Source organism: Haematobacter missouriensis (genome assembly GCF_000740775.1).
GTDB lineage: Bacteria > Pseudomonadota > Alphaproteobacteria > Rhodobacterales > Rhodobacteraceae > Haematobacter > Haematobacter missouriensis.
The window spans coordinates 112,625-132,874 of the sequence record NZ_JFGS01000006.1 but is presented as its reverse complement, the minus strand read 5'-3'; the positions used below and the strand labels follow the sequence as shown (position 1 = coordinate 132,874).

At 65.8% G+C, this 20,250-nt stretch carries 17 protein-coding genes and 1 pseudogene; 13 read left to right on the top strand and 5 right to left on the bottom strand.

Annotated elements, in window-relative coordinates; genetic code table 11:
- Positions 1-17: 17 nt before the first annotated feature.
- From CG51_RS07330 to CG51_RS07285, 10 genes are all read left to right on the top strand, one after another.
- Positions 18-761 (top strand): class II aldolase and adducin N-terminal domain-containing protein, encoded by a 744-nt coding sequence (locus CG51_RS07330; RefSeq protein ID WP_035743507.1) that lies wholly within the window; start codon positions 18-20, stop codon positions 759-761.
- A complete protein-coding gene (locus tag CG51_RS07325; protein WP_035743505.1) occupies positions 761-1,702 on the top strand; it encodes a 2-hydroxyacid dehydrogenase in 942 nt (313 codons plus the stop codon). Before CG51_RS07330 ends, CG51_RS07325 begins: the two co-directional genes overlap by 1 nt.
- A 118-nt stretch (positions 1,703-1,820) precedes the next feature.
- Positions 1,821-2,972, top strand: coding sequence for an aromatic ring-hydroxylating oxygenase subunit alpha (locus CG51_RS07320; protein WP_035743503.1), 1,152 nt, complete (start codon positions 1,821-1,823; stop codon positions 2,970-2,972).
- An 88-nt stretch (positions 2,973-3,060) separates the two neighbouring features.
- On the top strand, positions 3,061-3,477 hold the full coding sequence (locus tag CG51_RS07315; protein WP_035743501.1) for a RidA family protein: 417 nt from the start codon (positions 3,061-3,063) through the stop codon (positions 3,475-3,477).
- A 90-nt stretch (positions 3,478-3,567) separates the two neighbouring features.
- Complete coding sequence (locus CG51_RS07310) at positions 3,568-4,242, top strand: DUF1028 domain-containing protein (protein ID WP_035743499.1); 675 nt, start codon at positions 3,568-3,570, stop codon at positions 4,240-4,242.
- A 58-nt stretch (positions 4,243-4,300) separates the two neighbouring features.
- Positions 4,301-4,564, top strand: a complete 264-nt coding sequence (locus CG51_RS07305) for a hypothetical protein (RefSeq protein ID WP_035743497.1) — start codon at positions 4,301-4,303, stop codon at positions 4,562-4,564.
- Between the two features lie 812 nt (positions 4,565-5,376).
- A complete protein-coding gene (locus tag CG51_RS07300) occupies positions 5,377-6,324 on the top strand; it encodes a LysR family transcriptional regulator (RefSeq protein ID WP_035743495.1) in 948 nt (315 codons plus the stop codon).
- 249 nt (positions 6,325-6,573) lie between these two features.
- The gene (locus CG51_RS07295) at positions 6,574-7,647 is read left to right on the top strand and encodes an ABC transporter ATP-binding protein (RefSeq protein ID WP_035743493.1); all 1,074 of its coding nucleotides are present in this window, start codon (positions 6,574-6,576) and stop codon (positions 7,645-7,647) included.
- Positions 7,648-7,680: 33 nt separating this feature from the next.
- Positions 7,681-8,751, top strand: a complete 1,071-nt coding sequence (locus tag CG51_RS07290; protein ID WP_035743491.1) for an ABC transporter substrate-binding protein — start codon at positions 7,681-7,683, stop codon at positions 8,749-8,751.
- Positions 8,752-8,941: 190 nt separating this feature from the next.
- Positions 8,942-10,720 carry an ABC transporter permease subunit gene (locus tag CG51_RS07285; RefSeq protein ID WP_051930196.1) on the top strand — a complete coding sequence of 593 codons (1,779 nt, stop codon included), beginning with the start codon at positions 8,942-8,944 and terminating at the stop codon, positions 10,718-10,720.
- On the opposite strand, the gene CG51_RS07280 is transcribed toward CG51_RS07285, so the two are convergent.
- Genes CG51_RS07280 through gltS form a run of 3 tightly spaced genes read right to left on the bottom strand, consistent with a single transcriptional unit; the run spans position 10,695 to position 14,724 of the window.
- On the bottom strand, positions 10,695-12,629 hold the full coding sequence (locus CG51_RS07280; protein ID WP_051930195.1) for an FUSC family protein: 1,935 nt from the start codon (positions 12,627-12,629) through the stop codon (positions 10,695-10,697). The two genes, CG51_RS07285 and CG51_RS07280, sit on opposite strands and share 26 nt — an antisense overlap.
- Complete coding sequence (locus tag CG51_RS07275; protein WP_035743489.1) at positions 12,629-13,081, bottom strand: MarR family winged helix-turn-helix transcriptional regulator; 453 nt, start codon at positions 13,079-13,081, stop codon at positions 12,629-12,631. Before CG51_RS07275 ends, CG51_RS07280 begins: the two co-directional genes overlap by 1 nt.
- Positions 13,082-13,131: 50 nt before the next feature.
- A complete protein-coding gene (gene gltS / locus CG51_RS07270) occupies positions 13,132-14,724 on the bottom strand; it encodes a sodium/glutamate symporter (protein ID WP_158212552.1) in 1,593 nt (530 codons plus the stop codon).
- A 255-nt stretch (positions 14,725-14,979) separates the two neighbouring features.
- Here gltS and CG51_RS07265 point away from each other — a divergent pair, with 255 nt between their 5' ends.
- On the top strand, positions 14,980-16,413 hold the full coding sequence (locus tag CG51_RS07265) for an NAD-dependent succinate-semialdehyde dehydrogenase (RefSeq protein ID WP_035743487.1): 1,434 nt from the start codon (positions 14,980-14,982) through the stop codon (positions 16,411-16,413).
- Between the two features lie 266 nt (positions 16,414-16,679).
- Here the strand turns inward: CG51_RS07265 and CG51_RS20535 are convergent, their stop codons facing one another.
- Positions 16,680-17,339, bottom strand: a complete 660-nt coding sequence (locus tag CG51_RS20535; protein WP_211254197.1) for a hypothetical protein — start codon at positions 17,337-17,339, stop codon at positions 16,680-16,682.
- Positions 17,340-17,492: 153 nt separating this feature from the next.
- On the opposite strand from CG51_RS20535, the pseudogene CG51_RS19975 reads away from it, so the two are divergent.
- Positions 17,493-17,623: pseudogene (locus CG51_RS19975) on the top strand (IS481 family transposase); the annotation flags it as partial.
- A 292-nt stretch (positions 17,624-17,915) separates the two neighbouring features.
- Here the strand turns inward: CG51_RS19975 and CG51_RS07255 are convergent.
- Complete coding sequence (locus CG51_RS07255) at positions 17,916-18,860, bottom strand: LysR family transcriptional regulator (protein WP_035743485.1); 945 nt, start codon at positions 18,858-18,860, stop codon at positions 17,916-17,918.
- Positions 18,861-18,963: 103 nt separating this feature from the next.
- Between CG51_RS07255 and CG51_RS07250 the strand changes: the two genes are divergently transcribed.
- Complete coding sequence (locus CG51_RS07250; RefSeq protein ID WP_035743483.1) at positions 18,964-20,193, top strand: urate hydroxylase PuuD; 1,230 nt, start codon at positions 18,964-18,966, stop codon at positions 20,191-20,193.
- Positions 20,194-20,250: the final 57 nt, after the last annotated feature.

Genomic DNA, 20,250 nt, shown 5'->3' with positions numbered 1-20,250 from the left:
ACCGACAGGACCTCCCCATGAAAGATGTCACCACATCGGCGGATGAACGGCAGCTCCGCATCGACCTTGCCGCGACCTTCCGCATCGTCGCGCGGCTGGGCATGCACGAAGCCGTCGCGAACCACTTCAGCGCCGCCGTTTCCCCCGACGGCCGCCAGTTCCTGCTGAACCCCAAGTGGAAGCATTTCTCCACCATCCGGGCCAGCGACCTGCTCCTGCTTGATGCCGATGACCCGGCGACGGCGAGGGGTGGTCTGGTGGACCCTACAGCCTGGGCGATCCACGGCCAGATCCACAAGTCGAACCCCTCGGCGCGTGTGGTGATGCATCTGCACCCGATCCACGCCACTGCGATCGCCTGCCTGCAAAACCCCGCGATCCTGCCCATCGACCAGAACACCGCCCGCTATTTCAACCGCGTGGCCGTGGATCTGCACTATGGCGGCATGGCCGATTCGGTGGAGGAAGGCGCGCGGCTGGCAGGGCTGCTCGGCAATCATTCACGGCTTATGATGGGCAACCACGGGATCCTCGTCGCTTCCGACAATATCGGTGTGGCCTTTGACGACATCTACACGATGGAGCGCGCCTGCCAGATTCTCACCACCGCCTATGCCACGGGCCAACCACTTTCCGTGCTGTCGGACGAGGTGGCGGAGGCCACGGCGGTCGACTGGGAAGGCATCCGCGATTTTTCCATCGCGCATTTCGAGGAAATGAAGCGGATTCTCGATCGCGAAGAGCCGGATTACGCCGACTGATGACCATTCTCATCAGCGCTGATGCGGAGCGGGTGGCGACGCTCTCCGACATCCTCCGGCGCGAATTTCCGGGCCGTCGCGTACTGGCCGCGCCTGAGGGCGTGATGCCCGGAGACATGGCCGCAGAGGAAGTGCGCTACCTCGTCACCTATCGCGCGCCCGCCGGTCTTCACCGACTGCTCCCGGCGCTGCGCTGCGTCTTCTCGCTCTCCGCCGGGATCGACCAGTTCCGGCAGGAGGATTTCCCCGGGCAGACCGACCTCGTCCGCCTGGTGGATCCTGCGGTGGCAGCCTCGGTGGCGGATTACGTGGCCATGTCGGTGCTGCTTCTCCACCGCGACCTGCCTGCCTACATGGTGCAGAAGGCACGGCGACAGTGGCGGCAACTGCCGAATCCGCCGCCCTCCGAACGGCAGGTGGGTATCCTCGGCCTCGGAGAGCTGGGCCGCGCGGCGGCGGAACGGCTGCGACCTTTCGGCTTCCGGCTGGCAGGATGGAGCAGGACACCGCGGGACGTGCCGGGCGTTGCCTCCTTCACAGGGGCGGCGGGCCTGGAACAGATGGTGCGGAAAAGCGACATCCTCGTCTGCCTCCTGCCGCTGACAGACGAAACCCGGGGGATCCTCGACGCGGAGCTTCTGGCGGCTCTTCCCGAAGGCGCAGGTCTCGTCCATGCCGGACGCGGGCCTCAGCTCGACGGGCGTGCCCTGCTTGCCGCGCTTGACGAAGGGCATCTGTCAGCTGCCGTGCTCGACGTGACCGACCCGGAACCGCTTCCGCAGGACGATCCGCTCTGGTCGCATCCGCGCGTGATTCTCACGCCGCATATCGCCAGTCAGACCCGCGCAGCCAGCGCCGCACTGACAATCGCGGAAAACATCCGCCGCTCGGAGCGGGGAGAGGTGATGATAGGCTGCGTGCCGCGCGGCGTGGCATGTTGATTCTGCACCCCGGATTAGGCAAAGCCTAAGCAGGGGTGCAGAAGTTGATAATTCTTCACTCTCCCCGGGCGGAGTAGTCTTCGCATAGAGGCAGGCCCTTTGTGAAAGGCGGACACCCATGACGCAGCACGATCCCGCACTCCAGCCCATTGAGGAACTTGCGCAGAACGTGAGCCAGCCTTTTGAAAAGGCCCGCGCCATGCCGAAATCCGTTTACACGTCCGAGGCGTTCGTGGCGCGGGAGCTGGAGACGATTTTCGCCCGCGACTGGCTCTGTGCAGGGCGGGCGGACGCATTGAAGGAACCAGGCGACTACCTGACCATGGACATCGCGGGCGAGCCGATCATCGTGCTGCGCGACCGGGAGGGAAAGCTCCGCGCCATGTCCAACGTCTGCCGCCACCGGATGTCGACGCTGCTGGAGGGCCGCGGCCAGACGCGCGCCATTGTCTGTCCCTATCACGCCTGGACCTACAACCTTGACGGCTCGCTGCGCGGCGCGCCTGCGATGGGGCTGAACGAGAGCTTCTGCAAGACCGATGTCGCGCTTCCGCAGATCCGCTGCGAGGAGTGGCTGGGCTGGATCCTGGTCACGCTGAACCCGGACGCCCCCGCCCCGGCCGAGCGGCTCGCGGATGTGGAGAAGCTGGTCGGTTATCTCGACATGGGATCCTATGTGGAGACCTTCCGGGAGGAGCACCGCTGGAACACCAACTGGAAGGTGCTGGCGGAGAACTTCATGGAGAGCTACCACCTGCCGGTCTGCCATTCGGACACGATCGGCGGCTCGGTGAACCTGATGAAGATGACCTGCCCCGAGGGGACGGATGCCTTCAACTACCATTTCATCGTCAAGAACGATTCGGTGCCGCTGGCGCTTGCCCATCCGACAAACACCCGGCTGCAAGGGGATGAGCGGCGGATCACCTGGCTGCTCGCCCTCTATCCCGCGCTGCTCATCACGCTGACGCCGGGGTATTTCTGGTATCTCTGCCTGCACCCCGACGGGCCGGATCACGTGAAGATCCTCTATGGCGGCGGCCTCTCGCCCGAGTTCATGGCCGATCCGGAAGCAGAAGCGCATTTCGCCGCTCTGAAGACCCTGCTCGACGAAGTGAACGAGGAAGACAAAGGGTGCACCGAGCGCGTGTTCCGCGGCGTCTCCTCCCGGTTCGGCGCCCCGGGGCATCTGTCGCATCTGGAGCGGCCGAATTTCGAGTTCGCCCGCTACATCGCCCGCCGCGTGGGCGCGCTTTCCGCCGAAAGCTGATTTCGACCCACCGATTCTCGAACCCCGATTCACGACCCCCGGTTTTCGACCAACCGAACCCCGGCACAACGCCTGAAAGGCCCCCAAGATGCCCGTGCACAAGCGCATCCGCATGTTCAACACCAAGGACACCTATCCCGAGCAGAACCTCGACAACGATCTCTGTCAGGCCGTCGTGGCACGGGGGCAGACTGTGTTCCTGCGCGGCCAGATCGGCCAGAATCTGGACACGGCCGAAAACGTCGGGATCGGCGATCCGGCGGCGCAGGCGGAACAGGCGATGGCCAATATCAAGATGCTGCTCGAGGAAGCGGGCGGCGAGCTTGAGCATATTACCAAGATCGTCATCTATCTGATCGACCCGCGCTACCGCGAACCTGTCTATCGCATCGTCGGCAAGTGGCTGAAGGGGGTCTATCCCGTCTCCACCGGCATCGTCGTCTCCGCCCTTGCCCGCCCCGAATGGCTGGTGGAGATCGACGCGACCGCCGTGATCCCGGACTGAGCGCCGGACGGGGCGGGCACCCTCCAGCGGCACCCGCCCGTCCGGGACAACTCCTGACACAGCCCCTGAGCCAGTAAAGAGCCTGCACGGATGACCTTCTCCATCTCCGCCACCTGTCCCGACACCGGGGCGTTCGGCATCGCGATCAGTTCTTCCTCTCCGGCGGTTGCGGCGCGCTGTTCCCATTCCCGTGCGGGGGTCGGCGTGGTCGCCAGCCAGAACGTGACTGATCCGTCACTCGGTCCCCGCGCGCTCGACCTCATGGCGCGTGGTGTGGGGGCGGAAGAGGCGCTCGCGGCGCTGCTGGACGGTTACGCCACCGCCGATTGGCGGCAAGTGGTGATCGTGGACGCCACCGGTCAGAGTGCCATTCATTCCGGTGCCCGTGTTCTCGGAACTTTCGGCACGGCGCGGGGGCGGTTCTGCGCCGCTGCGGGCAACCTTCTGGCCAGCGAGAACGTGCCCGACGCGATGGTCCGCGGCTTCGAGGCAGCCGAGGGTACGCTTCCGGAACGGCTCCTTGCCGCGCTGGAGGCCGGGCAAGGAGCCGGGGGCGAGGCAGGGCCGGTCCATTCCGCCGGGTTGCTGGTGGTACGCGATGTCACATGGCCCATCGCCGATCTGCGCGTGGACTGGGACGATACCGATCCCATCGGGCGGCTGCGCGCATTGTGGGAAATCTACGCGCCACAGCTTGAGGATTACGTCAGGCGTGCCGTCGCGCCCGAAGCCGCCCCGAGCTACGGCGTGCCGGGCGATCTCTGACCAGGCCTGCAGGCGAAAGCAATGCCGCCCGCGCCCATGGCGTCCGGCGACAGCGAGCATGCAGGCCGCGAACTGCGTCCCATCTGGCCACCGGGAGGGCCTGCACCTGCTCCACCCGCCCGCTCAGCGGCGGCGCGGCAGGCACCTTCCGCCGCCCGCCAATATTGCGGGTCATCCATGGGGCACCCGTCTGGAGGGCCTTCGGCTCCGCAACGGCGCGGCGGCCGCCTGCCTGCTCGCCTCACGGGTCATCGCCGAGCAGAGTGCCCGCGTGGGGAAGGCCGATGCCTGCGATACCGCAGCAGGCGCCCCCGCCGCCTGATCATCCTGCAGCTCATCCATGGAGACACCCGTCTGGGGGGGCTTCCGGCCCTCCGCAACGGCGTGGCGGGCCGCCCACCTGCTCATCTCACGGGTCATCTATGGCAGATTGCCCTGCGGGAAGGATCCCGGCGCATGCGACGGCCTGGTGCGCCGCCCATCCTTCGGGTCATCGCCAGGCAGAGCGCGCCATGGGAGCGGTTCCAACGCCTGCGACGGCGCAGTCCATTGCAGCGATCCCGCCATCGTCCTGTTGCCGAGCGGCTTCGATCCCGCGCGCTACGGGGAATTTCCGGAGACAAGCGGTGACGCAGGAGCATGGAGGCGTTCCTGCCTCCAAGGGCGCTCTCTGCCATCGTCTCCTTGCCGGCATTCCGCTCCACTCGCCTATGGATGTGGCGGCGATCTGACCCTGAGGCGGCCGCACGCTGCTCCACCTCGCTTGTCGGGGCATGACCGATGGAAACAGCGTCACGTGCAAGCGCCGGTCGCGGGAGCGCGCGATTAGGGCGACTGCTCGCGGCGGAGGCCGTGTCAGAACTCATCTTTCAGCAGGGATCTGGAATAAAGTTCCCTCATAAGGCCAGTTTCAGACCATCAGCGCGCAGCGGAGATGAAGGCTCACGAAGGGGGACAAGAGCCGGCGGCACGCCCTTAGCGCCGCGTTTGGGACCGCCTCGGCGGCAGGCGTCCCGTTGCCGGTATCGCCCTGGCGGAATAGATGGCACAGGACCGGCCTGCCGTTGCGCCCCAACCGATCCCGGCTGCAGGCGCGCGCTGTTGCGCTTGCCGGTAGGAGGGCGATAATTCCCCATGCGCTACACTCTTCGCCAGATCGAGTATTTCATCGCCACCGCCGAGACCGGGTCGATCACCCTTGCCTCGGAGCGGGTGAACATCTCGCAGCCCTCCATCTCCACCGCCATCGCACATCTGGAGGAGGAGCTGGGCACCCAGTTGTTCATCCGTCGCCATGCGCAGGGCCTTTCTCTCACCCCGGCCGGACGGGCGGTGCTGGCGGAGGCGAAGCGGCTCGTGGAGCAGGCACAGCAGCTCTACGCCGCCGCTTCCGAGGCAACCGACATGGTGCGCGGTCAATTGAGCCTTGGCTGCATGGCGACGCTCGCGTCCATGGTGCTGCCCGAACTCAGTCATTCCTTCACACGGGCCTTCCCGACCACTGCCATCGCACCACTGATCGGCGATCATGATCAACTTCTCCGGGCGCTGGTCGACGGGGAATCGGACATCGCCATCACTTATGACCTTCTTGTCCCAGATGGTTTCGAATTTACGCCCCTTGCATCATTGCCGCTGCATGCGGTGGTGGGAGAGGTGCATCCCTTCGCCACTCTGCCCGCGATCACGGTCCGCGAATTGGCAGGCGAGCCGCTGCTGCTGCTGGATCTGCCCTCCAGCCGGGAGTACTTTCTCTCGATCTTCCTTCAGGCGGGACTCGATCCGGTGATCGGCGGGCGCTCCCCCTACCCTGAGATCCTGCGGACGATGGTGGCGAACGGCTATGGTTACACGCTCGCCAATGTCCTGCCCCGGTCAGACCTTGCGATGGATGGGCGGAAGGTGGTCCGCGTCCGCATCGCGGGGGAACCGCGACCGATGATCCTCGGCCTCGCCACGCTCAAGGAAAGGCGGAAATCCCGGCTGGTGGAGGCTTTCGCGGAACATTGCCGCACGCATATCTCCGATTCCTATATCCCCGGAATGGTCGCGCCGCTGATGGAGCGGCGGGTCCGCGCCTGACCCCCGCGCTTACGGGAGTGCCGCGAAAATAGGCACCAGCGCCCATTTTGCGGCAGCGCAGCATTTAGCGCTATCATGGCCACTGGCGTGGGGACATGTCGCCACGCCAGTTGACCGCCATATTGCCACTTTCTCCGGGCCGGACGCTCAATGGATAGGACTTCCCTAACCAAACCCGCCGGTTTTCTTAATTTACGCCGTCGCCCCTCGCGCCCATCACCAGAGGATCAGCCACGACGGGAGCGAGAGATGACCAGCGAATCCCCGATCCGCGCCGCCCAGATCACGCCAAAGCTTCATGCTCAGGGACTGGGCAAGAGCTATGGAGATGTGCAGGCGCTTCGTCCCGTTGATCTGAAGGTGCAGGCAGGGGAGCTTCTGACCCTTCTCGGCCCTTCCGGCTCGGGCAAGACGACGCTCCTTCAGCTCATCGCGGGCCTGGTGGAGCCAACGGACGGGCGGCTCCTGATCGACGGGCGCGACATGACCCACGCCGCCGCCAGCAAGCGCGACATCGGTGTGGTATTCCAGAGCTATTCGCTGTTTCCCCATCTCACCGTGGCGGAGAACGTCTCCTTCCCGCTACAGATGCGCAGGCTTCCCGCCTCCGAGGTCCGCCGGAAGGTGGAGGCCGCGCTGGAGATGGTCGGCCTATCCGGCTTCGACCGCCGCTTTCCCTCCGACCTGTCCGGCGGCCAGCAGCAGCGCGTGGCACTGGCGCGCTGCCTTGTCTATGAACCTTCGCTGATCCTGATGGACGAGTCGCTTTCCGCTCTCGACCGCAAGTTGCGCGAACAGATGCAGATCGAGATCAAACGCATCCACCGCGAAACAGGCTCCACCATCATCTTCGTCACCCACGATCAGGAGGAGGCGCTCGCGCTCTCCGACCGCATCTGCCTGATGCGCGACGGGCAGATCGAGCAGGTGGGAACGCCGGTGGAGATCTACGATTCCCCGCGCACGGAATTCGTGGCCGACTTCATCGGAATCTCCAACATCCTGCGCGGCGAACGCGCCGGGGCCGACCGCCTCCTGACCCCGGACGGCGAACTGCCGCTCCCCCATGGCGCGGGAAGGGAGGAGCGCATATCGCTTGCCGTGCGCCCCGAATACCTCTCCGTCGCCCCTGCCGGGCAAGGGTTCCTGACCGCGCGGGTGGAGGAGCGGATCTACGCGGGATCGGAAACCCGGCTCATCGTTCGCACGGCGGGGAATGCCGTGCTCACGGTGCGCAGACCGGCGGGTACCGACCCCATCCCGCCGGGCGAGGTGCTCTCCCTCACCTGGGATCCGGCGAATTCCCGCGTTCTCAAGACGTAAGACCCATAAAAACCGACCCAACAGGAGTTCTCCATGACTACACTGATGAGGCCGACCCGCCGTGGACTTCTCAAGACTGCGGCCATCGGCGCGGTAGGCCTTGCCGCCCCGGCAATCCTGCCGCGCGGCGCTCTCGCCCAAACCAAGCGGATCACCATCGCAGATGTCGGCGGCGCTCCCGCAGCGGCCATCAAGACGGCGTTCTGCGACCCCTTCCAGCAGGAAACCGGGATCGAGGTCGTCAACGTCGCCCATGACGCGGATCCGGTCAGCCAGTTCAAGATGCTGGTCGATACCAAGACCTTCCTGTGGGACGCCTGCATGGTGACGCCCGATCACGTCGCCCGCCTGCACGAGGCGGGGGACTATATCGAGACGCTTGGCTTCGCGCCCGAAAGCGTTGACGGCATGATCCCCGGCACACTTACCGCCGACTGGGCCGGTTTTTCCGTCTATGGCATCATCATGGCCTACCGGAACGACAAGTTCGGCGAAAACGGCCCCAAGACCTGGGCCGATTTCTGGGATGTCGAGAAATATCCCGGACGGCGCGGTCTTTACCGCGGGGCTTCCGGGATGCTGGAACTGGCGCTGCTGGCGGATGGCGTGGCGCCCCAGGACCTGTATCCGATCGACATGGACCGGGCCTTTGCCAAGCTCGACCAGATCAAGGAGCATGTCTCCGTCTGGTGGGCAAGCGGCGCGCAGAACACCCAGATCCTCCAGAACGGCGAAGTGGACATGTCCGACTCCTGGGCCGGGCGCACCTTTGCCGCCATCGACGCGGGCGCACCCGTCACCCCGGTCTGGAACGGGCTTTACAACGTGGACGGCTGGTCCGTGGTGAAGGGCACGCCGCATCTGGAGGAGGTGCGCGAATTCTGCCGCTTCTGCCTCCGCCCGGACCGGCAGGGCCATTATTCCAGCATCGTGGCGAATGGCCCGACCAACAACGGCGCCTTTGAACACATGGACGCGGACCGTGCCCACCGGATGCCGACCTTCCCCGACAACATCAAGAACCTGACCATGCTGAACTCCGAATGGTGGACGGCGAACAACGATAAGGTGGTGGAGCGGATGGAGGAATGGCTGCTGCTCTGACCGGAGAGGCAGGCACATGCCGCCGCTCACCGCGACCGCCGGGGTGAGCGGCACCCCTGTCCGGCCTGCTGCATTCATGGCCTGCCGGAGCTGAACATACCGGCGGCGCTCGGGAACACGGCGATTGCCGGCCGCAGAGCGGCCCGGAACTGGATCGAAGACCGGATCGAAGACCGAAGGAAGCCGAGAGATGACCGATCAGACCCTCGCGCCCGCGATGACCTCACCCGCCCCGCGGCCCGTCCGGCGGCAACGGCGGGTATCGCTTCTCTGGCTGGCGCTGCCGGCTCTGCTGTTCCTTGCCGTGTGGTTCCTCTGGCCCGTAGGCCAGATGATGACTGTGGCGTTCCAGGACAAGCATGGAGCGTTCAGCCTCGAAGGCTTCCGAAAGCTCGTCTCCTCCCCCCTGTATCAGCGGGTGCTGCAGACCACCTTCGCCATCGCCTTTCAGGTGACGGTAATCTGCATCCTGTTGGGCTATCCGCTGGCCTACTGGCTTGCAAAGCAACCGCCACGGCGGCAGCGGATAGTGCTGATGTTGGTGCTTCTGGCCTTCTGGACGAGCGCGCTGGTCAAGAACTTCTCCTGGCTGGTGCTGCTGGGCCGGAACGGCGTGGTGGCGGCCGCGATGAATGCGCTCGGGCTACCGGGCGGCGACGGGCTGCTGTTCTCCCGCCCGACGGTAATGCTCGGGATGGCGCATACGATGCTGCCCCTCGGCGTGGTCACGATGATGCCGGTGCTCAACCAGATCGACAGGCGCCTGACGCCCGCCGCCGCCACGCTCGGCGCGACGGGGGCGCAGGCGTTCTGGCGCATCTACCTGCCGCTTTCCATGCGCGGGGTCGCAACGGCGGCGCTGTTGATCTTCGTCATGTCGCTGGGATTCTTCATCACTCCCGCGCTCATCGGCTCACCCAAGGAAACGCTGATCGGCCAGATGATCATCTCGCAGATCAACCAGCTTCAGAACTGGCAGTTCGGCGCGGTGCTGGCGCTGGTGCTTATGGGGAGCACCCTGCTCGCCATCTTGTTGTTCGACCGGGTGTTCGGCATTTCCTCCATCGCCGGAGGCGGGGCGCGCCCGCGTCCGCCTGAGAGCCTGTTCCGCCGTCTGGGTCTGGGCGTGGCGACGGGTCTGGGCGAGAGCTTCGCGAAGGTGGAGCAGCTCTGGGCAAGCCATCTCCGGGGCCTGCCGGGCGCACGACTGCTCGATCTCTATGCCTGGGGGCTGATCCTCGTGCTGCTGTTTCCGGTGGTAGGGTTCTTCCCGATGGCCTTCACAGCGGGCGACTTCATGACCTTTCCGCCCGAAGGTTTCAGCCTGCGTTGGTTTGAAACCTTCTTTAGCTCCCCCCTCTGGCTGGCGGCAATGACGCGCTCCTTCGCCGTGGGCCTTGCGACGGCGGTGGTCACGGTGGTGCTGGCGGGCCTTGCCGCGCTGGCGGTGGTGCGGGGCGACAGCCGTCTGTCGGGACCACTGTTCCTGCTGTTCATGGCGCCCATGGTCGTGCCCACCATCGTCATCGCCATGTCGCTCTTCTACGTCTTCGCACAGTTCCAGATGGTCGCAACGAATGCCGCGCTGATCGTCGGGCATTCGGTCATCGCGCTGCCCATCGTGTTCGTCGTCCTCCTCGGCACCTTCAAGGGCCACGACTGGCGGCTGGATCAAGCGGCAGCGACGCTGGGGGCGCCTCCGCTTGCCATCGCCCGGCGGATCACCCTGCCGCTGGTGGCGAGTGGGCTTGTCGTGGGATTCATCACCGGCTTCCTGCAGTCGTTCGAGGAACTCACCATCGCCATGTTCGTCGGCGGCGGTCTGGTCACCACTTTGCCCAAGCAGATGTGGGACGACATTCTCTTTCAGGTGAACCCCACGCTTGCCGCGGCCTCCGTGGTGGTGACGGTGATCGTGGCGCTGCTGTTCCTGGTAATGGAACTCATGCAGGGGCGGGCCCGGCGCTGACCGGATCACCTGATGCGCCGCCGGAGGGGGTGACACCGGTCCCAAGCTGGAAGAAGTCGATGTTCTGCTCCAGCCCGTCCGCGGCGGCGCGGAGCAGCCGGACATCCGCCGATGGCACGGCGGCAAGCGCATCTGCGCCCTTCCGCAGCGCGCGGGCAGCCTTGCGAGGCTCCCGGTCCAGCCGGGACAGGCGTTCCAGAACCGCGCGAACGCGCCGGGTCTGCGGCGGCGAGAGCGGCAGGGCAGAGAGATCGTGGAGATGAAGGATCGCCCGTCCGAGCGTCAGCACCGCCAGCCCCCCGTCCGCCGCCCGGACAGGCGCGCGGTCAAGCTTTTCCGACCAGCGGACCAGCCGCAGCACCCGGTGATGAAGCCGTGCCCGCCAGACCGAAGCCCGATGCGCCGCCTGCGGCTCCCGTGCGAGGTGGGTCAACTCCGTCACCATGGTTTCGCGCAGCATTGTCAGCCGCCGGACGCCATCCACCGGATAGATCAGCCGGAACGCCACCAGCCCGGCGAGCGGACCCAGCACCACGGCCACAGCGGCCGTGATCGAGGTGGACAGGCTCATCGTGAGCGGCCAGACGGGCTGCAGCATCAGCATGACGACCATATTGTAGTCATAGGCCGCCTGTCCCATCCGCCGCTGCGCCATCAGCAGGGCGCCGATGAGAATCGCGGGCATCATGAGGAGGATGAGACCGAACTCGCCGGATGCGAGCGGCCAGAGCAGCCATCGCACCGCCAGCGCCCCAAGTGCCCCAAGCGCCTGCCCGAGCAGCACGGTACGGATTGTCACCGACGGGTTGTCGAAGCTCGAAAAGACCGAGGTCATGATTGATGCACCCAGCATCATGTAGGCCCCAAAGGACCAGCCCGTGACGATCCAGATGCCGCCCACGACCAGCATGGTCACGACGGCCCGGATTGCCGCCTCACGGCCCCCCCGCCAGTCGCGGTGGACGGGCGCCGGATCGGCGCGCCCCGCCTCCTGCCACGGCGCATCGGCCAGGGCGGTGAGGGCGCGGGCGAGCGCGGGACCGGCCTCGGCCGCCGCGGCGCGCAACACCGGCGAGATGTCGTCCCCCCGGTCGATGGCGGCGGCAGCGGTGTCCAGCGCTGCCGCCGTGTGCGCATCCCCCGTGCGCGGCACGCGGCCCTCCCGTTCCGACCGGAGCCAGAGCATCAGCCCGACCTGCCCCGACAGAAGCCAGCGGGTCGCCCGCGCGCTCCTGCGGGCGCGGCGGGAGCCGGCGGTGGCGGTGTCCAGAGTATCCTCGATCGACGCCATTTCGGAGAGGAGGGCCGTCGCCTCCCGCGCGTCGGCAGGCACGCCGCGGAGCGTGGCGGCAGCCGCGGTCAGCAGGCTACGGGTCAGCACCCTGACGCGGGCGTAAGGCTCCGACCGGTCGGCGGCGCGACCAAAGACCCAGCCGACGGCCAGCGCGATGGCGACGCCGACAAGCACCGTCGCCATCCTGTCCAGCCCAAGGTCCAGTACGTTCTCAGGATGTCCGGTATCAAGAAGCGCGACCATGGCCGCGGAATAGCCCGCCAGCATGGCGCCGTAGGCCGCGAACCCCCGGATGACGTTCCCGATCCCGGCGCAAAGCCCCAGCCACAGCGCGATTCCCACGACCAGAACCACCATGTCGCCGCCGGAGACAACCATCAGCCCCATGCCGAACAGCGCGCCGACCACGGTGCCCAGAAACCGGTTGGCGGCTTTTTCCACAAGCTGGCCGCGCACCGGCAGCGCTGCCGCCCAGACCGACATGGCCGACCATTGCGGATGCTCCAGCCCCAATGCCCAGGCCGCAACCAGCGACAGACAGGCTGCAAGCGCCGTCAGTCCGGTAAAGCGCAGGCGGGCCGCGTCAATGCCCAGACGGGAAAGAAGGCTCGCCATTACCGTTCCTCCTGCTGCATGCGGGCGATTCGCCGGTCGATGCGATCCATCGCCTCCAGAAGACGCATCAGGTCATCGTGGCCCAGATCTTCGAGCATCTCATGCTCGGTCCGCTCCAGAACCTCCTCGATCCTCCGGACCGCCGCCTTCCCAGCTGGGGTGAGATAGAGCTGGCGGGAGCGACGGTCCCCGGGATCGGGCCGGCGCTCGAGCAGGCCCCGCTCCGACAGGATATCAAGCAGCCGCACCAGGCTCGACCCGTCGATACCCACACGTTCCGCCAGATCTTTCTGGCTGATCCCGCCTCCCGACAGGCTGAGGTGCACGAGGGGTGGCCAGGTGGCATCGGCCATGCCGATCCCTGCCAGACGCAGGTCAAGCTCACGCCGCCAGCGGCGTGCGGTGCGGGAAAAGACGAAACCGAAACGGGAGAGCGGTGTATCATGACGCATGCCAACAATATGGTATGCAATTAATTTGAATTCAATCTATTTGAACGCCTCTATGCCAGCACTCGCACGAAGGCCGAAATGATGGCCGCATTCGCGAGGTCGATGAAAAAACCGCAGACCAGCGGGACTACGACGAAGGCCGCATGGGCAGCTCCGTATTGCTGCGCTACCGCCGTCATGTTGGCGATGGCGGTGGCGGTGGAGCCGAGCGTGATGCCGCCGAAGCCAGAGGAAATCACCACGCTCTCATAGTCCCGCCCCATCGTTCGGAACACGACGAAGACCGTATAGATCAGCGTCAGCGCGATCTGCACCGCCAGCGCAACCGTCACGAAACCCAGAACCTCCGCGAGCGCCCAAGGCTTCAACCCCATGAGCGCCATGACCAGGAACAGGCCCAGCGCCAGTTCCGACAGAAGCGCCATCGCGCGACGCATTCCGGGCCACTGGCGGCTCACCCGGCCCCGAAGCCTGCCCGGAAGCAGCGCCCGGACAAGAATACCGGCGAGAAGACAGCTGACAAACGCGGGAAGCGTGACGCCTGTGAGCGAGATCACGCCATGCAGCGCCCGCCCGGCCATAACCGTTACATCCAGCAGAAGGACCGCCCACAACACCGACATATAGTCGAGCGGCGGCGGATTCTGATGCGTGGCGCCGATTTCCAGACGTCTGTCCCCGGAGGGGCGCACCCGGTAGCGGGTCATCAGAAAGGCGGCCATCGGCCCCCCGATGAGACAGGCCGCTATCAGCCCGACCGTGTTGGAGGCGACACCCAGCTCCATCGCAGTGGCGATGCCATGTTGCGTCTCCAGAATCGGCGCCCAGGCAAGCGTCGTTCCTACGCCGCCTGTCAGCGGGATGGAGCCGACCAGCAGCCCCTCCAGCGCGGGACGCCCGAAGGCCCGTGCAACCGCGACCCCCGCGATGTTCTGCATGACCATGAAGGCCACCGAAATGCCTGTCAGCACCAGCAAGGGGCGACCGCCCTCCCGCAACGCCCGGATATCGGCGTTCAGCCCGATCCCGGCAAAGAACACGAGCAGAAGGAAATCCCGCGCGCCAAGCTCCATCTCCACGTCGATCCCCCAGAACATGTGAAGGATCGTGACGATAGCGATGAAGGCCAGCCCGCCCGCAACCGCCTCCGGGATGGAATACCGGCGCAGCAGCGACCAGCGCAAAGTGAGTATCTTCCCGACGATGAGCAGGAACACCGCCAGCGTGAACGAGAGATGCGCATCGACCTGCAACACCTGAAGTTGCATGAAGGTATCTCCGCTAACCGCCGTTCGGGAAAGCGTAGGACCTGAACGGGAAGCTGGCAAGCGAGCCGTCGCCGAACCGCGCACCCGCGCGGCGATCTTGTCCTCCGGCCAACCGAGCAGTGCCGGGACGGTAGCGATATTGCGCGCCGCGGTCCAATGAGGGAAGAGGCCATTGCCCTGAATGACATAGCCGATACTCCGTCGCAGTTCCACCGCTGGCAGATCCTTCACGTCGGTGCCGTTGATCCGCACGGCGCCCGACGTAGGCTCGATCAACCGGTTGATCATCCGCAACAGCGTCGTCTTGCCCGAGCCTGAGGTTCCGACAATCGCCGTGATCGTACCCGAGGCAAAACTGGCGGTTATATCGGTCACTACGGTGCGGCCCTGACAAGCCTTTGTGAGCGCGTCGAGCACGGGGACTGCACCCGGAAAAGGGCGATCATCAGATCCATGGCGTCGTTGCCGACGGCAGGACCGCAACCGACACGCGGCGGGCGGACGTCTGTCAGGCATCTGCCCGCCCGACGGGCAACCCGCCCTTGACCCTGACGGAGAGCAGCGCCAAGACTGCGCGGGGCCGCTGCCTGCGGCGCATCGCTGACCTTCATTCGGATGAGAGGAACCATCATGCCTGCCTATACAGACGTCCAGCTCCACATCGACGGCGCCTGGTGCGATGGCTCGGGCGGGTGGATCCCCGTCGTCGATCCCGCGACGGAAGAGGAGATCGGCCGCGTCGCCTGGGCCAAACAGGCGGATCTGGACCGCGCGCTTGTCGCCGCGGAGAAGGGTTTCGAGATCTGGAAGAACACCGGCGTCATGGACCGGGTGAAGGTCATGCGCAAGGCCGCGGCACTGCTGCGTGAGCGGGCCGACGACATCGCCTGGAAGATGACCCGCGAACAGGGCAAGCCGCTTGCCCAGGCCAAGGGTGAGATCCTCGCCGGCGCGGAAACCATCGAATGGTTCGCCGAGGAAGGCCGCCGCACCTATGGTCAGGTCATCCCCTCCCGCCAGCCGGGGGTGATGCAGATCACCATGAAGCTTCCCGTCGGGCCGGTCGCGGCCTTCACGCCCTGGAACTTCCCGATCAACCAGGTGGTGCGCAAGCTCTCCGCCGCCGTGGCGACGGGCTGCTCCATCATCGTGAAGGCGCCGGAGGAGACGCCCTCCTCTCCCGCCGAACTGATCCGCTGCTTCATCGATGCGGGCGCGCCTGCGGGCGTCATCAACCTTGTTTACGGGGTGCCCGCCGAGATCTCCGAATACCTCATCCCGCATCCGACCATCCGCAAGGTGACCTTCACCGGCTCCACCCCCGTCGGCAAACAGCTCGCGGCGCTCGCCGCGCAGAGCATGAAACGCGCAACGATGGAGCTTGGTGGTCATGCGCCGGTCATCGTGGCGGAGGACGCGGATATCGAGAAGGCGATCTCGCTGATGTCCGTGCACAAGTTCCGCAATGCGGGGCAGGTCTGCGTCTCGCCCACCCGCTTCCTCGTTCAGGAGAAGGTGGCAGATGCCTTCATCGACGGTTTCACCGAAGCGGCGAAGGCCGTGAAGGTCGGCAACGGGCTGGAAATGGGCATGGACATGGGTCCGCTCGCCAATGAGCGCCGTATTCCGGCCCTTCAGGCGCTGATCGGCGATGCCGTGGAGCACGGCGCGCGGTTGACCACGGGCGGCCAGCGGATCGGCAACAAGGGCTACTTCTTCGAGCCGACCGTGCTGGCCGATGTGCCGACCGAGGCACGGATCATGAACGAGGAGCCTTTCGGCCCCGTCGCGGTCGTGAACCGGTTCGGCGATCTGGACGAGGCGATCGCGGAAGCCAACCGCCTGCCCTACGGGCTTGCCGCCTATGCCTTCACCCGCGCCTCCGCCACGGCGGACCGCCTCTCGCGCGAGGTGGAATCGGGTATGCTGGCGATCAACCATCTTGGCCTCGCCCTGCCGGAAGTTCCGTTCGGCGGCATCAAGGATTCGGGCTATGGCACGGAAGGCGGCTCGGAAGCGCTGGATGCCTATGTGGAAACCCGCTTCATCACGCGTCTTGGGTAAGCACGAACGTTGAACAAGGCGCGGGGGACGCCCCCCGCGACCCCCGGGCGGAGAGACAGGGCGCGATATCCGCCTTTTGCGCCAGGTCCCCCGCCCCCTGCGCACCGTCCCGCCTCTCGCGTCACGTCCCGCAGGGGTTTCTCCCGGGGAGAGCAACCTGGTTCACGTTAATGAAGGCCAGGATAGGGCGGGTCGATCTGACCGATTTCGGGCTGGATCGCGATCCAGGCCTCGCCCCCGGCTGATGCGGGCGAAAACAGTTCCTCTTAGGCCTGCTCCCGTAGCCTTTGCTTGCTTCTGGCAAAGGTAGGTAGAGGATCGCCGCGTGTGGAGCAGGCTGCCATTGCAAAACGGACAGGGCACCGTGGGCGAACATTTCCGCGCGCTCCGACAGCCGCCACAGCCGCCACAGCCGCCACAGCCGCCACAGCCGCCACAGCCGCCACAGCCGCCACAGCCGCCACAGCCGCCACAGCCGCCACAGCCGCCACAGCCGCCACAGCCGCCACAGCCGCCACAGCCGCCACAGCCGCCACAGCCGCCACAGCCGCCACAGCCGCCACAGCCGCCACAGCCGCCACAGCCGCCACAGCCGCCACAGCCGCCACAGCCGCCACAGCCGCCACAGCCGCCACAGCCGCCACAGCCGCCACAGCCGCCACAGCCGCCACAGCCGCCACAGCCGCCACAGCCGCCACAGCCGCCACAGCCGCCACAGCCGCCACAGCCGCCACAGCCGCCACAGCCGCCACAGCCGCCACAGCCGCCACAGCCGCCACAGCCGCCACAGCCGCCACAGCCGCCACAGCCGCCACAGCCGCCACAGCCGCCACAGCCGCCACAGCCGCTGACGCGTTGCGGATCATCCAGGAACGTATTCCGCAAGGGGGTATCGGAGGCTGCCGGCGCGAAATCCGATGACCCATCGTCGTCGAACCCCGGGTGCGTCAGCGCACCACCAATGGTCAGGAAAAGGAGTCCGGTCACTTGTGCACGGGGCGCTCCCGCGGGCGGGTGCACCATGAGAATCCATCCGGCGGTGGATGGCCTCGCTGTTTGGTCCCACGGTTTGATGGTGCATAACGGCCCACAACTTCGCACGAAGGCTGAAGACCCTCTGCGGCCTCACCCCTACGACTACATCTGCAAGATCTGGACAACAGAGCCCGACAGATTCATCCCGAGCCCGATCCACCACATGCGAGACTGAGCATCTGGCCCAAGGGGGGAAGCGGCTGAACGACAATCCCGAGACAGACGGTCGGCGACCTGCATGACCGGGGCAGCGGGCAGCGGGCAGCGGGCAGCGGGCAGCGGGCAGCGGGCAGCGGGCAGCGGGGCGTACCGCGCCGACCATGTCTAGACAACAACGGTGGCTACTGGGGCACCGTATGAATAAAGCAGCAAGCTGGTAACACCCTCTCCGCCGGCCGCCGCGAGGTATCGGCTGCCGAAGAGGCCGCTTTCCCAAGACGTCCACTGGCCGAGCGGCCCTCAGCGCATCATGGGCCGAAGACTGCTCCCTTTCCCAGAAGTTCCATCCGCTGGCTGAGACCTTCACGGCAGCGCTGGACCATGAAGTCTACGAACAAGCGGATTTTCGGATCGCGAAGACGACGATGCGGCGTCAGACAGGAAAGCTGGATGGCGAGCGGAGGCGTCGCCTCCGCCACCGCGACCAGCGCACCGGAGGCAAGATGCCGGGCAACCTCGAACACCGGTTTCATCACGATCCCCCGTCCCGCCAGTGCCCAGCCCGTCAGCACATCGCCGTCATCGCTCTCATAGGGCCCGGAGACCTGGAACCGCTCCGGTCCCTCCGGAGTCATCAGTGTCCACCGAAACTCCCGTGCACCGGGAAACCGCAGGTTGAGGCAGGCATGGCGATCCCGGACCAGCGCCGCACCATCCGCCGGGTTTCCCCGCGCCGCGACATAGGCCGGCGCCGCACAAAGAAGCCGGGGACATTCGGCGATCACCCGCACCTTCAGCTCGCTGTCCTCCAGCCGCCCGAGATGAAAGGCCACATCCAGCCCCTCCCCCGCCATATCCACACCCCGGTCGCTCAACCGCATGCGGATGTCGATCCGGGGGTGCATGTCGTGGAATTCCGGCACGAATGGCGCGATCAGCCGACGTCCCACCCCCAGCGGGGCCGCGACGAACACCGTGCCCTGAGGCGTGTTGGCGGCATCCCGCACCTCCGCCTCTGCCGCCTCCATCGCCTCAAGAAGTCGAATCGCCCCTTCGTAAAAGATCCGCCCCGACTCGGTCGGCGTCAGGGTCCGTGTCGTGCGGTTGAACAGGCGGGTGTCGAGATGTCGCTCCAGATCGGAAATCCGCGCCGATGCGACGGCGGGGGAAGTGCGCTGATCCCGCGCGGCCGCACTCATGCTGCCCAATTCATAGACACGGACAAACATGCGGACGTTCTCGACATAGGCCATGGGTGATTTTGCGCCGGATTTTGAAAGTGCTGGGAGATTTATCGAATTAACAGGAAGGTCGTCCCCGGTATAGCCTGCCCGGCGCATAGCCGGGAGTTTGCCAATGTTCGATCTAACCGTCCTCGGGGAATGGCTGGAATTTGCCATCCGCTGGCTTCACGTGGTGACGGCGATCGCATGGATCGGATCGTCCTTCTATTTCATCGCGCTCGACCTCGGCCTGCAGAAGGCGCCGGGCATGCCGGAAGGCGCGCATGGGGAGGAATGGCAGGTCCACGGCGGCGGCTTTTACCACATCCAGAAATATCTCGTGGCGCCGGAGCGGCTGCCTGAACATCTCACCTGGTTCAAATGGGAGAGCTACTTTACCTGGATGTCGGGTTTCGCGCTGCTGGCGGTCGTCTATTATCATGGCGCATCGCTGTTCCTCGTCGATCCGTCGGTGGCGGATATCCCGGCTTGGGGGGCGATCCTGATCTCGCTCGGCTCGCTCGGCTTCGGGTGGCTGGCCTATGACATGATCTGCAAATCGAAATTCGGCGATGACAACACGCGGCTGATGATCCTGCTCTACGTGCTGCTGGTCTGCATGGCCTGGGGGTACACACAGGTGTTTTCGGGCCGCGCGGCGCTGCTGCATCTGGGCGCCTTCACCGCGACGATCATGTCGGCCAACGTGTTCATGATCATCATTCCGAATCAGAAGATCGTGGTCGCGGATCTGAAGGCCGGGCGCACACCCGATCCGAAATACGGCAAGATCGCCAAGCAGCGTTCGACCCACAACAATTACCTGACACTGCCGGTCATCTTCCTGATGCTGTCGAACCACTATCCGCTCGCCTTCGCCACGAAATACAACTGGCTGATCGCAAGCCTGGTGTTCCTCATGGGGGTGACGATCCGGCACTATTTCAACACGATGCATGCGCGGAAGGGCCAGCCCAACTGGACCTGGGCGGTGACGGCGGTGATCTTCCTCATCATCGCCTGGCTCTCCACCGCGCCCATGTTCCGCACCGATCCGCCGGACGAGGTGTTGTTGCAGGGCGGGGCCGCGAAATTCGCGCAGGCGGAGGGGTTTCAGCAAGTCTCCGACATCGTGATGGGGCGCTGCTCCATGTGCCACGCGGCGGAGCCGGGCTATGAGGGCATCCTGTGGGCGCCGCGCGGCGTGCGGCTGGACACGCCCGGCCATATCGCGCGGCAGGCCAAGGACATCTACCTGCAGGCGGGCATCACCCATGCCATGCCGCCCGCCAACGTCTCTTTCATGGAGCCTGAGGAACGCGCCCGGATCATCGCCTGGTATCGCGCCGCAAACGGGTCCTGACTTCAGGCTAAGTTACTTCTAGGTTACTCCTAGCCAGACTATTTCAGGCCGCACTAC

Bases quoted from the DNA above. Each gene is read 5' to 3' on its own strand.
- CG51_RS07280 (WP_051930195.1), bottom strand. From the start codon at position 12,629: ATGGCGAGCCTTCTTTCCCGTCTGGGCATTGACGCGGCCCGCCTGCGC.
- CG51_RS07315 (WP_035743501.1), top strand. From the start codon at position 3,061: ATGCCCGTGCACAAGCGCATCCGCATGTTCAACACCAAGGACACCTAT.
- CG51_RS07275 (WP_035743489.1), bottom strand. From the start codon at position 13,081: ATGCGTCATGATACACCGCTCTCCCGTTTCGGTTTCGTCTTTTCCCGC.
- CG51_RS07290 (WP_035743491.1), top strand. From the start codon at position 7,681: ATGACTACACTGATGAGGCCGACCCGCCGTGGACTTCTCAAGACTGCG.
- CG51_RS07320 (WP_035743503.1), top strand. From the start codon at position 1,821: ATGACGCAGCACGATCCCGCACTCCAGCCCATTGAGGAACTTGCGCAG.
- CG51_RS07300 (WP_035743495.1), top strand. From the start codon at position 5,377: ATGCGCTACACTCTTCGCCAGATCGAGTATTTCATCGCCACCGCCGAG.
- CG51_RS07295 (WP_035743493.1), top strand. From the start codon at position 6,574: ATGACCAGCGAATCCCCGATCCGCGCCGCCCAGATCACGCCAAAGCTT.
- CG51_RS07265 (WP_035743487.1), top strand. From the start codon at position 14,980: ATGCCTGCCTATACAGACGTCCAGCTCCACATCGACGGCGCCTGGTGC.
- CG51_RS07310 (WP_035743499.1), top strand. From the start codon at position 3,568: ATGACCTTCTCCATCTCCGCCACCTGTCCCGACACCGGGGCGTTCGGC.
- CG51_RS07250 (WP_035743483.1), top strand. From the start codon at position 18,964: ATGTTCGATCTAACCGTCCTCGGGGAATGGCTGGAATTTGCCATCCGC.
- CG51_RS07255 (WP_035743485.1), bottom strand. From the start codon at position 18,860: ATGGCCTATGTCGAGAACGTCCGCATGTTTGTCCGTGTCTATGAATTG.
- CG51_RS07330 (WP_035743507.1), top strand. From the start codon at position 18: ATGAAAGATGTCACCACATCGGCGGATGAACGGCAGCTCCGCATCGAC.
- CG51_RS07305 (WP_035743497.1), top strand. From the start codon at position 4,301: ATGCAGGCCGCGAACTGCGTCCCATCTGGCCACCGGGAGGGCCTGCAC.
- CG51_RS07285 (WP_051930196.1), top strand. From the start codon at position 8,942: ATGACCGATCAGACCCTCGCGCCCGCGATGACCTCACCCGCCCCGCGG.
- CG51_RS20535 (WP_211254197.1), bottom strand. From the start codon at position 17,339: ATGGGTCATCGGATTTCGCGCCGGCAGCCTCCGATACCCCCTTGCGGA.
- CG51_RS07325 (WP_035743505.1), top strand. From the start codon at position 761: ATGACCATTCTCATCAGCGCTGATGCGGAGCGGGTGGCGACGCTCTCC.